This window comes from Dysgonomonas sp. PF1-14, assembly GCF_029892965.1.
In the GTDB taxonomy this organism is placed as follows: domain Bacteria; phylum Bacteroidota; class Bacteroidia; order Bacteroidales; family Dysgonomonadaceae; genus Dysgonomonas.
Window position 1 is genome coordinate 408,626 of the sequence record NZ_JARXWN010000001.1, and the last position, 16,106, is coordinate 424,731.

Annotated in this window: 10 protein-coding genes; 1 reads left to right on the forward strand and 9 read right to left on the reverse strand. The window is 41.9% G+C overall.

Features of this window, described 5'->3' with window-relative positions:
- Positions 1–5: 5 nt before the first annotated feature.
- The 9 genes from mutL to M2448_RS01920 form a co-directional block, all read right to left on the reverse strand.
- The gene (mutL, locus tag M2448_RS01880; RefSeq protein ID WP_280644576.1) at positions 6–1,856 is read right to left on the reverse strand and encodes a DNA mismatch repair endonuclease MutL; all 1,851 of its coding nucleotides are present in this window, start codon (positions 1,854–1,856) and stop codon (positions 6–8) included.
- 10 nt (positions 1,857–1,866) lie between these two features.
- Positions 1,867–3,816: an OstA-like protein gene (locus M2448_RS01885; protein ID WP_280644577.1), complete on the reverse strand. Its 1,950-nt coding sequence runs from the start codon at positions 3,814–3,816 to the stop codon at positions 1,867–1,869.
- A 241-nt stretch (positions 3,817–4,057) separates the two neighbouring features.
- A complete protein-coding gene (locus tag M2448_RS01890; RefSeq protein ID WP_280644578.1) occupies positions 4,058–5,422 on the reverse strand; it encodes a peptidylprolyl isomerase in 1,365 nt (454 codons plus the stop codon).
- 83 nt (positions 5,423–5,505) lie between these two features.
- Positions 5,506–6,369, reverse strand: a complete 864-nt coding sequence (locus tag M2448_RS01895) for a peptidyl-prolyl cis-trans isomerase (protein ID WP_280644579.1) — start codon at positions 6,367–6,369, stop codon at positions 5,506–5,508.
- Entirely contained in the window at positions 6,366–8,375 is a 2,010-nt protein-coding gene (locus M2448_RS01900) for a peptidylprolyl isomerase (protein WP_280644580.1), read from the reverse strand. Before M2448_RS01900 ends, M2448_RS01895 begins: the two co-directional genes overlap by 4 nt.
- Before the next feature lie 188 nt (positions 8,376–8,563).
- Complete coding sequence (guaB, locus tag M2448_RS01905) at positions 8,564–10,039, reverse strand: IMP dehydrogenase (RefSeq protein WP_280644581.1); 1,476 nt, start codon at positions 10,037–10,039, stop codon at positions 8,564–8,566.
- 206 nt (positions 10,040–10,245) lie between these two features.
- Positions 10,246–10,479, reverse strand: coding sequence for a hypothetical protein (locus tag M2448_RS01910; protein WP_280644582.1), 234 nt, complete (start codon positions 10,477–10,479; stop codon positions 10,246–10,248).
- Between the two features lie 449 nt (positions 10,480–10,928).
- Positions 10,929–11,642 carry a tetratricopeptide repeat protein gene (locus M2448_RS01915; RefSeq protein WP_280644583.1) on the reverse strand — a complete coding sequence of 238 codons (714 nt, stop codon included), beginning with the start codon at positions 11,640–11,642 and terminating at the stop codon, positions 10,929–10,931.
- A gap of 93 nt (positions 11,643–11,735) precedes the next feature.
- Positions 11,736–13,013, reverse strand: a complete 1,278-nt coding sequence (locus M2448_RS01920) for a M64 family metallopeptidase (protein ID WP_280644584.1) — start codon at positions 13,011–13,013, stop codon at positions 11,736–11,738.
- A 290-nt stretch (positions 13,014–13,303) separates the two neighbouring features.
- Between M2448_RS01920 and M2448_RS01925 the strand changes: the two genes are divergently transcribed.
- Positions 13,304–16,105 (forward strand): putative LPS assembly protein LptD, encoded by a 2,802-nt coding sequence (locus M2448_RS01925; protein ID WP_280644585.1) that lies wholly within the window; start codon positions 13,304–13,306, stop codon positions 16,103–16,105.
- Position 16,106 lies beyond the last annotated feature (1 nt).

A 16,106-nucleotide genomic window follows, 5' to 3' on the forward strand; every position in this document is an offset into this window, starting at 1 on the left:
TAAGATTACCTGAACATCTTTTCTATCACATCATCCTCGAGCAACGAGATAATAGTCTTGCCATCAGGTGTATGTTTGTGGGCAGGCGAAGCGAATAGCTGATCTACAATCTTATTCATCTCCTCATCCGATAGCTTGTGTCCGTATGGGATTGCGGCGGCATTTGCCATCGACAACGCCAGAGATTCCTGTATTTCTTCCTTCACATCGCTACCTGTATCCACGCTTTTGCTGATCATATTGTGTACAAGCTGCACAGGGTCTACATTCGTTATTTCGGCAGGAATACCGTTAATTGCATAAGCGTTATTCCCGAGATTGCCAAGATCGAATCCTACAGCCTCCAGATCATCCATCAGATAAGGGATCATAGCAGACTCAGACGGTGACAGTTCTATAATATCGGGGAAAAGGGCACGTTGCGAAACGCCTCTCTTCATTCTGATCTGCGACAAGAACTGATCGAACAGTATGCGGATATGCGCCCTGTGCTGGTCGATAAGCATCAGACCCGATTTGACGGAAGTCAGTATATACCTGTTCTTATACTGATAATGTACGACCATGTCGGACAACGTAGCGAATGACTTTTCTCCTTCAGCATCATTATCGGTCGATTGGCTGAAAATATTCAGGGTACTGTCGGGCTCTACCATTGCAGATGTATTCCCCTTGTCTTTTTCAAAACCTTCATAAAACTTTTCCCAGTCGAGGCTTGGACGTTGATATCCACTACTCGAAGATGGCGATTTAAAAGGATTATAAGACGGATTTACATTGACGCGCGGCTGACTCACATTCTTGGATGGATCATGGATAGGTATATCTATCGCACCTTCGGTATCGAAATCGATAGTAGGCACTTCATTAAACTTACCCAGTGCTTCTTTTACTGCAGCCGAAAGTATCTGCCAGATAGGCTGTTCATTCTCAAACTTTATTTCGGTCTTGGTAGGGTGAATGTTCACATCTATCGTTGACGGATCAACCTCTAAGTATATAAAGTAATTCGGGTTCTCTCCTGTAGGTATCAATGGCTCGAATGCAGCTGTAACAGCCCTGTTGAAATATGCATGGCGCATATATCTGCCATTTACGAAGAAGTACTGCAATGCGCGTGTCTTACGAGCCGACTCGGGCTTGCCTATATAGCCTGTTATCTTGACAAGGGAAGTATCTATATCGATAGATATAAGCTGCTGATTGAAATTCTTACCTACAACATTCACTATGCGCTGGCGAAGGTTAGATGCAGGGTATCTCAGTACTTCTATATCGTTGTCGGCAAATGAGAACTCAATAGAAGGGTTTACCAGCACAATACGTTCAAGTTCGGTAAGTATATTCCTTCGTTCGGTATCGTTCGATTTAAGAAATTTACGGCGGGCTGGCACATTGAAGAAGATATTTCTGATAGAGAAATCACTCCCTACCGGACAGGCAATACATTCCTGTGCTTCCACTCTCGAACCCGATATTTGCAGCAGTGTACCCAGTTCATCCTCTTCCCTACGCGTACGCAGATCAATCTGAGCAATAGCAGCAATAGAAGGCAGAGCTTCTCCTCTGAATCCCATCGTGCGGAGGTTAAATAAATCGTCGGCTGCTTTTATTTTCGATGTGGCATGCCTCTCAAAAGCCATACGGGCATCAGTAGCAGACATACCTTTTCCGTTATCAATAACCCGCACAAGTGTACGCCCGGCATCTTTGATAATAAGTTGTATGCTGTCTGCACCTGCATCAATGGCATTTTCTACCAATTCTTTCACTACGGACGCCGGACGCTGGATAACCTCTCCGGCAGCAATCTGGTTAGCGATAGAATCGGGTAAGAGATGTATTATGTCACTCATTGTTTTGTTGTTAATCGTCGTCTATCCGGTCGAAAATGGAAGAGCGCTTCGGTCTGGAGTCTCCGGTTTTCTTCGTTGCTTTTCTGAAAATATCATCTTTGTCCAAAGGTCTCAGATAGTCGTACCAATAGAAGTCTTTCAGACGGAGTTGTTCTGTTTTCAATAAATGGAACGGAGTAGTCTTTCCCACCGGCTTAGGCCATGCCACCAACTTTTGGAAAGCTCCGTCATTCATAAATATTTCAAGATAACTACTCTCCAGCCAATTGAGAATCAGAGATAATGTGCCGTCTTTTTCTTCGGGATAAGTCACTGTTTCCACATTTCCTTCGGCCAATACCCTGTTCACTTTCTTGTTTTCAAAATAGATCTTCATCGAACGGCTCTTTAGCTGATTGAAGTGTATAGAGTCTTTTTCTTCAATGGAGAAGCTATATTGTTTTATGTGCATCCTGTCGATGGTACTATCGTTCATATAGATGTCAATAGTATCGCCCGACAACTGCCTGTTGGTATTCCACAAGATAGGGTCTTTATACATATGAAGTACGGAATCGCGCGAATCGAATTGCAGAGAATCACACACACCCTGCATATCGGATCGGTAGAAACGGACTCCGTAATAGGCTTTTATCCGCCTGTACGATTTGGGAACCGTATCCTGTATCTGCTGTATAAGACGATCTGTCGGCATTACCGAATCGGACAAAGCCATATCGGATGCTAGTGAGTCTGTGCGTAGTGCTACAGGCTCTCCTATATCAGGCATGGTTATAACCAACGAATCTGCCATCACAGGGGATAATACCGGGCTGAGCGTATCATCTTCTCCTGTTAAAGCCGGTGTATCTGACACCTGAGGCAGACTGTTCATCTTTAGGTTTGTACTGTCTATTATAGTAATCAGCTTTAATGTATCGGCATGTATATACAGGCTGTCACCCTGCGAATATTCTATAGCAAAAGCCGAATCAGTAGCCAGTGCATAATCGTTTATTTCATCGTAGTACCCGTAATGTCCTCTGAGTATCACATGCTTTGTAGTATCGTGCAAAAGCATATTGCCAAATACTTCTCCATAACCCTGATTCTTGTAGTAGAAGATAGAATCGCCACGCAGATAGCGGTTTCCTTCTTTGTTTACTACCGTAGATTGGTCGAGCAGTAACGATTCTTCCGTATCGGTATTGTACCAGCCATTGCTTGTATATATAACCCCGCTATCAGATACTATCTTGGTAGGAGTGGAGATAAGGGCAAGCTTTTCGTTTGTATTGTATTTCAACCTGTCGGAATAAAGCGTAAAGTTAGGATTGGTAAGAATTACACTATCGCGGAACGTAGCCATATTAATATTAGGCTCGTACTGTCCCCAAAACGATGTCAGCTCGTTCAATGAATCTACCAGCATACCACCATCGAAGTAATAACCGAGATTCATCATACGGTCGTAATTGAGACTATCGGTAAACAGCGTGATTATATTCGTACTTGTTTTAGGTATATGCTCGAGTGTAACGTCGCGGCGCACTTTCACCAACTTCATGTTACCATCGTAGTGCATGTATCGTCCCTTGAGAAACAATGTATCACCCTGTTCCATACGCACCCTGCCAAATGCTTCAAAAGTATTTTCTTTCTCGCTCCAGTAAGCGCTGTCGCAATAGAGGTAAGCTCCGTCGTGAAGAAAGATTACACTGTCTTTTAGGACCTGCGTAGTAAATCCCTGACGTTGAAGTGCTTTGTCTGCGTAGATAATTTCAATCACCTTTACTCCATCCCCCTGAGAAGCTGGCTTCTTAGGCTCTTGCGGTTTCTGCGGATTTTGCAGCGCAGCCTGAGGCTTTTGCGGATTCTGATATATGTCGATATCGAACTGCGGCGAAATCATAGTTTGAGCCGAAGCATACAGAGCAATGAGGCATAGAACACTCACGAGAGGTATTCTATGCCTTTGCATAAGATATTTTATTATTCTTTCGAACACGTTGTCTGATCGGGTTTGAAGTTCAATTTTATTAGTCGTTTTCTCGCAGCAGCATAATCAAAATAAATTTTTGCTTCTGCTTGCCTGCTTAACGAAAACGTTCAATTTCATTAGTCGTTTTACATACGTTTCACTCCTGTGACCGTTGGTTCTCGCAATGGCATAATTCAAGTAAACTTGATTCTGCCCTCATTGCTTAACGAAAACGTTCAATTTATTTAAGCCACCCTGAATATTGGAAGTCACAGTTCCTCCAGTTCTCATCTATATATACATAAGTCCCTTTGATCTTATTCTGTAACCACTTTCTCAGGGCTTCCTCCTGTTTCTTTTCTTCAACTATTTGTTTCAGAGCCTGATAGTCGTCCGACACATTGGCAATGTGCCCGTCTACTTTGCTTCTGAGCTTCACAACGGCGATAACGTCCTTTCCGTTACTCTCCTGTTTCATCTTGAACGGAGCGGAAATTTCACCAGCCTTCATACCATCTATAACCTTAGCCACTTCGGCAGGAAGTTCTTCCATCGTAAAGCGTGGTGTCCCGTAGTTGCTGCTTTCCTTGCGGTTTACCATCAACCCGTTATTCTTACGGGTATCTTTGTCAAATGACAATACGGTAGCATCTTCGAATGTAAACTTATTGGTTCTTATATCTTGTACTACAGAGTCCATTCTGTTCATGGCCTTGTCCATTTCGGTAGCAGGAACTTTCGGCTTCATCAGTATATGACGTACATTGATGAGGTCTCCTCGTCGCTCTATCAGTTGCAATATGTGAAATCCATACTCAGTTTCTACAATATTCGATACTTTGTTAGGGTCATTCAAAGAGAATGCCATATTTGCAAACTCGGGAACCCATTGGGCACGTCCACTGAAACCAAGCTCACCACCATTGGCTGCCGAACCGTCTTCGGAGTACATGATAGCCAGAGTAGAGAAACTTTCACCAGCATTCACCCTGTTGGTAAGCTCTCTCAGGCGTTCTTTCACTTTATCTATTTCGTTCAACGGCACTACCGGCTCATTGGTTATTATCTGTACTTCTACTGTGGTCTGTATATATGGCAAACTGTCTTGCGGCAGTTGTGCATAATATTTTCTAACTTCGGATGGAGTCAGATTTGTTTTCTGTCCTGCCAACTTTTCTCTTACACGTGAAGCCAGATAGTCGTTTTTTATATCTTCGCGCCATTCTTCACGAAGCTGGCTCATGGGAGCCTGCAAATATTCTTCGACCTTCTCTTTCGATCCGTAATTGGCTATGGCAAAATTCTCCTGACGAGTTACCCCTCTGGAAATATCAGCAGCCGAGACCTCAATACTATCTATTTTTGCCTGATCGAGAAGAAGCTTCTGTACGGCGAGCTGTTCGGGAATGAAACAATACGGGTCGCCTTCTACACGCTGACCTCTTGCAAGGATCATCATACGTGCCTTCTCAACATCTGATTTCAGGATGGCTTCATCTCCTACTACCCATATTATCTGGTCGATGACATTGTCCTGCGCCTTACAGAAAAGACCTGAACTCAACAAAATCGCTAATAAAATAAATTTTCCGGCTCTTTTTACCATATTGTATTTCCAAATTAAAAATCGCGTAAATATAATGATTATGTATCACTTTTTTCTCTTAACGTAGAAAAAGAAGTTATATTCTATTTGTCATAAAACTTAATTTCTTCATTTGAGACACCCTTATCATATAGGTCTTTGCGTACCTGTTTTAAATAATCGGCCTTGCGTTGCTCTGAATAAACCTCCTTGAGTGTCCCTTTTATATATTCGTACGGCGCCTCACTACCCTTAAGTTTATACTCCTTTATATTAAGCAGATATACAAATAAGGAATCGCGGACTTCCATACTCTTATTCGTTTGCAAAAATCTGGATTTGTCTTCTATAATGGAAGGGATATTCTCAGTCACATCATCAAAGCTAACCCATCGGTCGTAAAAATACTCATAATTGACGGCATTCTGCAGTGTATTCTTTTCTATATTTTCGATAGCGGCATCAGTACCTTGTTTATACCATTTCAAGAAGTTGTTCAACTCCGGCGAGCTTGAAGGGATTTTAAGATACAGGCCTTTTATAATATTTTCTTCGAGCTTAAATTTATCTTTATGCAGCTCGTAATAGTTTTTCAGCTCACTATCCGATACAGATTGATAATGTTCCTTCAATAGCTGCTCCTGATATGAGTTTACAATCAAAGACTTTCTGTAATCTTCGACAAGAGCATCTATCGAACTTTTGTTCACAATATTTTGCTTTGCGATGTTATACATCAACTTATCGTTGATCCATATTTCTATATACGATTTTGCTGCTGCAATACTGTCTTCTCCCGACAATCCGGAGGGCAAAGCTTCGTCCAGGTCGGCCTTATATAATATATCGCCTTCTACCGAAACAACAGGTGTCCTATCTGTATCGGTAGTGCCATTCTCTCCATTCCTACATGAATAGGATATAAAGAAAAAAGGGAGTAGCAATAAAACAATCAGCAGCTTTTTCATTTCATCGTGTTTAAAACAGATTCATCTATCTCTACTTTATACTTATTTTTCAGATATGCAGACCATTCTTCTTCCAATTGTGCCTGATAATCGTTTTCTACAGCAGTTCTCACATCGGTAAAGTCTTCGGGTTTAGTAATAAATTTACCTGTAACAAAGAAATAAGGGTAACCACTCAACGGAGCGGGTTCGGGTTCTCCGAATATTTGATTATCTACATAAGCATTGTTTCGATAAGCCCATAACCCGGGTTCTATTCTCACTACTACTGAATCCTTATTCAGAGTTGCCCGCATTGTTTCGATAAATCCCTTTACTGAGGGCTGTTTTTTTGCTACAGACCGGGCTTCTTTCATATATTCCTCATTCTTAGCATATACGATCATCCCTTTATACTTCTTCCCTCCTAAAGAATATTTCGATTTATTCTTTTCAAAGCATTTGGCTAGTCCGATTTCGTCTGTTTTCGATTTTTTCCACACGTTCTTATCCATTACATCGAAAAGAAGCAAGCCATCGGAAAATTCTCCCATCAGTCGTCCAAATTCCGGATTTCTTTTTTCAAGCGTATATTCGGCATAATTGGAGACAAGCATGGAAACAAAGCTATCGAAATAATCTTTCAACAAATCGGTAGACAGGCTGTAGGGCGATGCGTCAAACACTTGAAACATCTGTATTTCGTTTGGATCTCGTTGCAGTTCCCTTTGCCTGTTGCCCAGATATTTTACAAACTCTTTTACCTGATAGTTTCTTTCATTGTCTATACTGAAAATTATATCCTCTCCGTTTTGTACATTCTCCAAAAATAAGGAATCACGCGGAGATATTGTAGTGGCAATAGCTTTCAGCTTGTTATATGCATTTTCGTCCACCCTGACATTAAACTGGCTTATCAGTTGTCGGCGGCTATCATTACTATATTCCTGTACTTTATCGCTCTTGATGATTTTTTCTCTTAACTGATCATTTATTACACTAAGCTCGGGAACAGGAATTTTACGAAGCAGGCGTTGTATATGGAATCCATAGTTTGTCATCACAGGAGGGCTTACATCTCCGGGATTTTCAAGGCTGAATGCAGCCATCGTAAAAGCAGGCGGCAAGTTGCTTTCAAGTCCTATGACTCCAAAATAACAGCCATTGTCTCCTGTTTCGTGCACTGCCGAAAACTCATCGCATAACGACTGAAAATCAGCAGAGGAGCGGATGTTTTTATATTCCCTGTTTGCCACCTTACTTACACTATCTATCTGATGCTGTGTTGGCGGTATTTTAGGAAAGCCGAATATAACCTGCTCTATCTCAACAGACCCCGCCGCAGGACGTTTGCCCAATACTTGTATGATATGATAGCCTTTTGCCGAACGGATAGGCAGACTGACCTCTCCGACAGGTAGCGAGTAAATGGCATCTTCCACTTTGTATGGGAACATGAATGGGGCTGTCCAGCCTATATATCCTTTGCGGTCTTCAAGTTTTGTGAGCATTGACGAAGTCAACTCCTGACGAAATTCTTCTCCCTTAAATCCGTCTTTCAGTATCTTTTTTCGCATTGCAACTGCTTTTTCATATACTTCTAGTGTATCGGCAGGAAAGACTACATCTGAGGAGAATGGGAACATAATATGGTTTATCTCCACATTTTCGAGCATGCGATCGTATATTTTCTTTATATAGCGGGGTTCGGACACTGTATCTTTCAGGTAAGGCTCTGATATCTGGTCTTTGTATGCTCTGTATGAATTAATATAAGTGCGTACAGTGTCGAGGCGTTGCGCTTTGGCTTCCTCTACATTGCGCCTGAAATCGGCATAAGACCGGACAAAGTCGCTGATCGTTTCTTTGGTTTCGGCATATTCATTGCCTTTATCGTATGCCCGTTGTACTTCAGAGCGATAGACCGGTTTCCCGTTTATTGTGAATAAAACAGGGTCTGCCTGCTGTGCGAAGGCTATAGTAAAGAAAGTAAGTGTGAAAAGAAACAAAAACAGTTTTTTGTACATAGTTACTAAACAGTTAAAAAATAAAGCAGAGGCAAAGATACAAGAAATATAGGCTTATAATGTTTTAAAATATTCTAAAATACAGGGCTATCTGCAAAAACGGGGTACAAACAGATACTTATTTTGCCAAATACAAAAATCCTGCATACTTTTCGGCATGCAGGACTTCTTGATTATATTGTATAGAATTATTCTCCGCGACTGTAATTAGGCGCTTCGCTGGTAATAGCCACATCGTGCGGATGGCTTTCGGCTACACCGGCATTAGTAATACGGGTAAACTTTGCATTGTGCAGTGCCTCTATATTCTGAGCACCACAGTAACCCATTCCGGCACGCAGGCCTCCGGTCATCTGATATACAACTTCAAACAACGATCCTTTGAATGGAACGCGTGCAGCGATACCTTCCGGAACCAATTTCTTTATATCGGCTTCCATATCCTGGAAATAACGGTCTTTCGATCCTTTTTCCATAGCCTCCAACGAACCCATTCCACGATATGATTTGAATTTACGTCCGTTGAATATAATGGTTTCGCCCGGAGATTCTTCTACTCCTGCAAGCAATGATCCCATCATTACAGAGTTTCCTCCGGCTGCCAATGCTTTCACTATATCGCCCGAATAGCGCAATCCTCCGTCTGCAATCATCGGAACGCCTGTCCCTCTCAATGCTTTAGCGACATCATAGATAGCAGACAACTGAGGTACACCGATACCGGCAACCACGCGGGTAGTACAGATAGAACCCGGTCCGATACCTACTTTCACAGCATCGGCTCCTGCATCGGCAAGATATCTGGCTGCTTCTCCGGTAGCAATATTACCTACTACCACATCTATATTAGGATAGGCTGTCTTCACTTTTTTCAGCATTTCTACCACACCTCTCGAGTGTCCGTGCGCAGTATCTATCACGATGGCATCTACCCCGGCTTTCACCAGTGCATCTACGCGTTCAAGCGTATCAGAGGTGACACCTACTCCGGCAGCTACACGCAGACGTCCGTTTTCGTCCTTACAGGCGAACGGTTTGTCTTTAGCTTTTGTTATATCTTTATATGTAATAAGCCCGATCAGTTTGTTATCGGAATCTACTACAGGCAACTTTTCTATCTTGTGCTGTTGCAAAATGTCAGCTGCTGCTTCGAGGTCGGTAGACTGACGGGTAGTGATAATATTTTCTTTGGTCATCACATCGTCTATCAGCTGGTTCATATCGCGGCGGAAACGCAGATCGCGATTCGTTACGATACCTACCAGATAGTTTTCGGAATCTACCACAGGGATACCTCCGATCTTATATTCTGCCATCATAGCCAGAGCCTGACCTACAGTCTTGTTTCGCAGGATACTGACAGGATTGGAGATCATACCGTTTTCGGCACGTTTTACCGATCTTACTTGTTGTGCCTGTGCCTCTATCGACATGTTTTTGTGGATAACTCCTATACCACCTTCGCGTGCAATGGCAATAGCCAATTTAGCCTCTGTGACGGTATCCATAGCGGCAGAAACAATGGGAATATTTAACTTAATGTTGCGTGAGAAATTTGTCGAGAGATCGACTTCGCGTGGGAGAACTTCTGAATAAGCGGGGATCAACAATACATCGTCGAATGTCAATCCATCCATGACTACTTTATCTGCAATAAAAGACATATATTAAAGAGCTTTTGAAATTTATTGCGTGCAAATGTAATCATTTTTGACGAACTAGCAGTAAAGATTAGGATAAAAAGATATAAATGCGGACAGTTTTCTACAGGAACTCCATGAATAAGGCTTCCTGAGGAACAGGAAGCCTTATTCTTGCTTTTATTTTTCTTTTGCTGCTTGTCTTTGATAAAAAGATCGAATCTTCCAATTTATTTAGAACGGGATATCAACTCCTGCACAACAGCCTGTATTTCCGACTCTTTATCCAATGTGAAATCTTTCACGTTGACTATCGATGGTCGTTGTTTACCGGTAACGAGGGCAATGTCAATATTTGTATCCGGGCGGTCTGTAGGACTAAAAGCCAGTTTATCTACAAAGTAATTTTTGAAAGCCTGCACTATCATAGAAGCATATTCAGTAGAGTCCGATACCGAAGGCATGAAGACAACAATTTTAGGATTCTCGGAATTTTTCCAATTCGGGACAAACCGTTGCAACCAGAAATATCTCTTTTGATTGCCCTAAACAGGACAAAATAAAACGAATGGTAGTAATAATATTATAAGTAGCTTCTTCATAAAGTTATGTTTTAGTATTTATGAAGTAAATCTATCAATAAAGATTATGATTTTCGGAGGAGAATGGGTAAACCGTATATACCAATTGGTGAAAGCCTCTTTGAAATTTGCGTAAAGAGCAGAAAGACAAATCAGACAGGCGAAAGAATGAACAGCCTATCTTATTATTGCAAAATATTTATCTTTTATCCCGTTTCGAAGCCTTTCATTCAGATACTAAGATTGATAGCAGATCGTAATAACCATCAAAAAGCCGCTTTTATCTGTGATAAAGCGGCTTTTTAGTATTGTATTATAATTACAGTTGCTCTTTATTTAGCTCCGCCTGCTTTAAGCAGAGTAGCCTCTTCTATATATTTATCAGCTTCCATAGCTATCGGAGAATTCATATACTGATTTTTGATAGTCGTGAAAACTTCGATCACTTTGTCATAATCACCTTGATCTCTGTATATAAGTCCTGCCTTTTTGTAAAAAATAGGGCTTTGAACTGAATTGTCTACACCTTTTGCAGCTTTGATAAAGTAACTAACGGCGTCCTGTGATTTGCCTGTATTGTCGAGGCAGTCTCCTATAGTACCGTTTACCAGTTGCGATACGACTTCGTCCTTACCGCTATAGCTTTTCAGGAGCTCCAGTGCTTTATCGTATTTGCCCATGTTGGCATAACTGATGCCTGCATATAGTTTCGCAAGATTACCCGCTTTGGTAGAACTGTATTCGCTGATAACAGATTCGAATCCGTTATAACCTTTTCCGTCACCGTTTATAGCTATAGAGTCTTGTCCCATTCTATAATATAGTTCTCCTTTGAAAAGAGCGATCTGTGCTTCTTCGTTCTTCGGTTCTACGTAGAAACGCTGGTATGCAAGATAACCGCATACAACCAATACTAGCACTCCGATCCCTATCAGTAGTTGCTTTTGATATTTTTCGATGAAGTTTTCAGAAGTATGAACGGCCTCGTCTATTTTTTCCCATTCTTTCTCTTCGCGTAATTCGGCTTGTTTCTTTTTAGAAGACATCGTATTATAAATTATATTTTTATTATTCTCGAAATTAGCAGCGACAAAAATAGCTGTTTTATCCTTATAAATAAAATCTTAGCTGTATTTTTTTTATTCGGTATAAAATTTAACGAGTTGTTCTATGGCTCTTTGGCATACAGGACAAAAATCTTTACATGTGTTTGTCTTCATTCTGCAATCTACAGCCGGACGGTATATCCCTTTCGATGAATAGCCTGCCCCTTCATACACACCTACTTTGTACTGGCCTGCCGATTTTATATCTGTCGGTATCGGGGTGTCGGGCAGAAGCATATTTTTCCATTTGGCAAAGAAGTTGGTAAGGGTGGTAATATTCGGCTCCCACGGCTCTACGGTAAGTGGATATGTGTCGCTGAACGTATCGTTCTCGTAATAATATTCGTCAGCCAATCCGGCAAAACTATGTCCGAATTCATGTACTACCACCGGTTTGAAATTGGGGTGTCCTGTTGTGGTCAGCGTGTAGGCATTGAAAATACCTCCGCCTCCGTACACATCAGTATTGGCAAGTATTATAATATGTGCGTATGGGATGCCTGCAATTGCATTGTGTATATCCTTTACATTCGTTGTTGTCAGGTATCTGTCGGAATAGAATGTATCGAAGTGTGAACCAAAAACGGTTTTCTGCCATTTATTTTCTCTGGGAACGCTTACACCCGAATTCTCGGATACAGTCTCTACCGCATAGAAATTAAATTTCTCTTTCATCGTGTTGAACGGGCTGTGCGCCAGTATTGCCTGACAGGCTACAGCAGCATGCTCTCTGAATTTCTTCATTTCGTCAGCCGTATATCCTTCAGCGATGATGGCTACATTTACGCATTTGTCGATAGTCCCACCTTGATGGATGGCTGTATAAGCAGGTACATGTTCCAGCCCTGCTTTTTTTATCAGTATATCAGTTGGGTCTACCGTATGTTTTATTGCAGAAATATATTCTCCATGCTTGTTTCGCAGGCTTACTTCTATTACTACCTTGCTTTTAGGGTATGGCAACAGGTAAGAATTTTCGAAACTCTTTCTTACCGTTTTAGCTTCGTCGGTGGTCTGCCACTCCTGAAACAGAGTACTGAACGCATCGGCATAAATACACTTGCCGCTTTGTGCATCCATCATCTTTATTTGTCCGTTGCCGCCCCGCAGCACCTCCGGCAGGTTGTGCCTTCGTCCTGCCCACAGGGGTAACTGGTTCAGTTGGTCTAAAGCGATCGATTGCGACTCGTTGCCACCCGAGAAGATATAATCGACACGTAATGTTTTGTCGATAAAGTATTCATCATATTCCTGAGCATTCGCAGACAATGCACAAAGGAATACTGAAAAGATAAGCAGGATGTGTCTCATTTCTGTATGATGTTGGTTTCTACAAGGTTTCTCTCTTTCTGAGATCTTTTTTATAAATCTTTAAGTATTTATAGGCTTTCGGATATGTTTATTCTACAGAAAGATTCGTTTAGGTTACTATTGACAAAGATAAAAAATAAATGGAAAGTTCGGGCAAAACAGGTCTATAGTTAAGCTTTGTAGATGGCTATAATATTAAAAATTTATACTTTTTTTGATTTTTCATATTATGCTTTCATGTTTAATTGATTAGCTTTGCATCCGAATACACTAGCAAGAGCTCTTAGTAGATGAGAAAAATTCGCATCTTAACATATATATTTGTGTGTATATTGTTCTCTGTGCCCTTCTGGGGCGCGCAATATGCCCGCATAGCCCATATAGATATGCCTCCCGTCTATGGCAGCGATACACTTCCACCCATCGATCCAATAGGGTTGGATTCGCTAGGCTTTCCGCCCGATTCGCTTGCTATAGGGCGCGACTCGCTAAAGCTGTCTACAGACTCACTTCCCGCCGATACAACAAGAAAAAAAGATGCACTGGATGCCATTGTAGACTACAATGCCAACGATTCCATCGTACTCACTGCCGATAAGTGGGGTTACCTGTATGGAGATGCCAATGTGTCTTATACCAATATAAAGCTGAAAGGTGAAAAGGTATATATGAATATGGACAGCAGCCTCGTATATGCTACTTACGGGCTCGACTCTATCGGTAAAGAATTCGGATTCCCTGTGTTTTCCGACGGAGGTACGGATTACGAATCGAAAACGATGAAGTACAACTTCAAAACCAAAAAAGGATATATTACAAATGTAGTGACCACTCAGGGCGAAGGTTACGTGGTGGCAGGACGCGCGAAAAAGAACGAAGACAATTCCTTCTTTATGCTCGATGGTAAATACACTACCTGCGACGATCACGAGCACCCGCACTTCTATCTGGCTCTGACAAAAGCAAAAGTAAAACCCAAGAAGAATATAGTGACCGGACCTGCCTATCTGGTGATAGAAGACCTGCCTATTCCGTTCATCGGGTTGCCGTTCGGGTTTTTCCCTTTTTCGGAGAAATATTCGTCAGGGGTGATCATGCCTTCCTACGGTGATGAAATGGACAGAGGGTTCAACCTGCACGATGGAGGGTACTATTTTGCAATAAATGATAATATCGACTTGGCTCTTACCGGAGATATTTACACAAAAGGTTCATGGGGTCTGAAAGCTCAATCCAATTACCGCAAGCGCTATAAATATTCCGGAGGGTTCAATGTCAATTACCTTGTGAACAAATTCGGGGAAAAAGGGATCGACTATTCGGTAAGTAAAGACCTTGCTATCAACTGGACACATAGCCAAGATCCGAAAGCAAATATGTTCAGGACACTTTCGGCCAGTGTGAACTTCTCTACAAGCTCGTATAATGTAAATAGTCTCGATAACAAATATGTACCTCGCGGAACCGAGAATACCAAGAGTTCCAGTGTCAGCCTTACTCAGAAGATACCGAATACGGCCTGGAGTATCTCAGCCTCTATGAATGTGGCTCAGCGAAGTGCCGACTCTACTATCTCGCTTACATTACCTGATCTTACTGTGACTATGTCACGTATCTATCCGTTCAAACGGAAAGAGATGGCAGGTTCGGAGCGTTGGTATGAGAAAATCAATATGTCATATACCGGTAACTTCAAAAACAGTATTCAGACAAAAGAAAACCTGCTGTTCAAGTCGAATCTTAAGAAAGACTGGAACAATGCGATGAAGCATTCGATTCCGGTGTCGGCCACTTTCAGTGCGCTGAACTACCTGAATATAACACCGTCTTTCAGCTATACAGAACGCTGGTACACCCGCCGTATCGAAAAGCAATACGATCCGGTAACACGTTCCCATGTATCGCTGCCCGGAGATACCACCTATTCGTTCAAGCGTGTTTACGATTTCAATGCACAGTTGAGCTTCCAGACGAAGCTCTATGGTTTTTATAAGCCGCTATTCATCAAAGGTGTCGATATACGCCATGTATTCACTCCGAGTATAAGCCTGAGTTATGCACCCGACTTTAGTAGTTCGCGTTTCGGCTTTTACGAACGCTATAACTATATAGATGCACAAGGTAATAGTCAGGAATATACTTATTCACCTTACGAGCGGGGGATGTTCGGTACAGCGCCTTCGGGAGCACAAGGAATGGTTACGTTCAGCTTCGAGAACAATCTGGAAATGAAAGTTCCTTCACAAAGTGATTCTACAGGCTATAAGAAAATAAGCCTTATAGATAATCTAAGCATTAATTTCAGTCATAATATGATGGCCGACTCCCTCAAGTGGAGTGATATAGCCACCAATATCCGCCTCAAGTTCAGTAAATCTTTTGTGGTAAATATCGGGGCGGCGTTCGATCCGTATCTGTACAGGAGAGATAAGTATGGTGTAACAAGGAAGGTAGATGAATTGCGTATTTCCAATGGTCGCGGTTTCGGCCGTCTGAAAAGTACAGGATATAGCATTTCCCCTTCCATTGACCAAGATACCTTCAAAAAATGGTTCGGCAAGGACAAGGATGGCGAAAAGAAAAAAGATAGCGATGGGCATGGAGATCTTCATGCTAATGAAACCGGAGAGGGGGAAGGCGAGGGCAGAAAGAGCCTGCTCGAAGGCAAAAAAGACGATAACGAATATGATGAAGACGGGTATGTAAAAAATGAGATAAAATGGAATCTCGGTTTCAATTTCTCGATGAACTATTCATGGGATACCAGTCGCGACCCAAAAGAAGGGAAAGACGGATATGTAGAATACCGGGGGCGGATAACCAAAACATTCGGCTTCAACGGTAACATACAGCCTACTAAGAACTGGAATTTCAATTTCAATGCCACGTATGATTTCGATGCCAAAAAGATTGCTTATATGACACTCAATCTTACCCGCAATCTGCACTGTTGGTCTATATCGGCCAATGTGAATCCGATAGGTATGTATAAATCTTACTATGTATCGTTACGTGCCAGTTCATCACTGCTGCAAGACCTGAAATACGAGCAGCGCGGACGCAACTCATCCTACGATCCTAACTGGGATTAAT

Bases quoted from the DNA above. Each gene is read 5' to 3' on its own strand.
- mutL (WP_280644576.1), bottom strand. From the start codon at position 1,856: ATGAGTGACATAATACATCTCTTACCCGATTCTATCGCTAACCAGATT.
- M2448_RS01885 (WP_280644577.1), bottom strand. From the start codon at position 3,816: ATGCAAAGGCATAGAATACCTCTCGTGAGTGTTCTATGCCTCATTGCT.
- M2448_RS01890 (WP_280644578.1), bottom strand. From the start codon at position 5,422: ATGGTAAAAAGAGCCGGAAAATTTATTTTATTAGCGATTTTGTTGAGT.
- M2448_RS01895 (WP_280644579.1), bottom strand. From the start codon at position 6,369: ATGAAAAAGCTGCTGATTGTTTTATTGCTACTCCCTTTTTTCTTTATA.
- M2448_RS01900 (WP_280644580.1), bottom strand. From the start codon at position 8,375: ATGTACAAAAAACTGTTTTTGTTTCTTTTCACACTTACTTTCTTTACT.
- guaB (WP_280644581.1), bottom strand. From the start codon at position 10,039: ATGTCTTTTATTGCAGATAAAGTAGTCATGGATGGATTGACATTCGAC.
- M2448_RS01910 (WP_280644582.1), bottom strand. From the start codon at position 10,479: ATGCCTTCGGTATCGGACTCTACTGAATATGCTTCTATGATAGTGCAG.
- M2448_RS01915 (WP_280644583.1), bottom strand. From the start codon at position 11,642: ATGTCTTCTAAAAAGAAACAAGCCGAATTACGCGAAGAGAAAGAATGG.
- M2448_RS01920 (WP_280644584.1), bottom strand. From the start codon at position 13,013: ATGAGACACATCCTGCTTATCTTTTCAGTATTCCTTTGTGCATTGTCT.
- M2448_RS01925 (WP_280644585.1), top strand. From the start codon at position 13,304: ATGAGAAAAATTCGCATCTTAACATATATATTTGTGTGTATATTGTTC.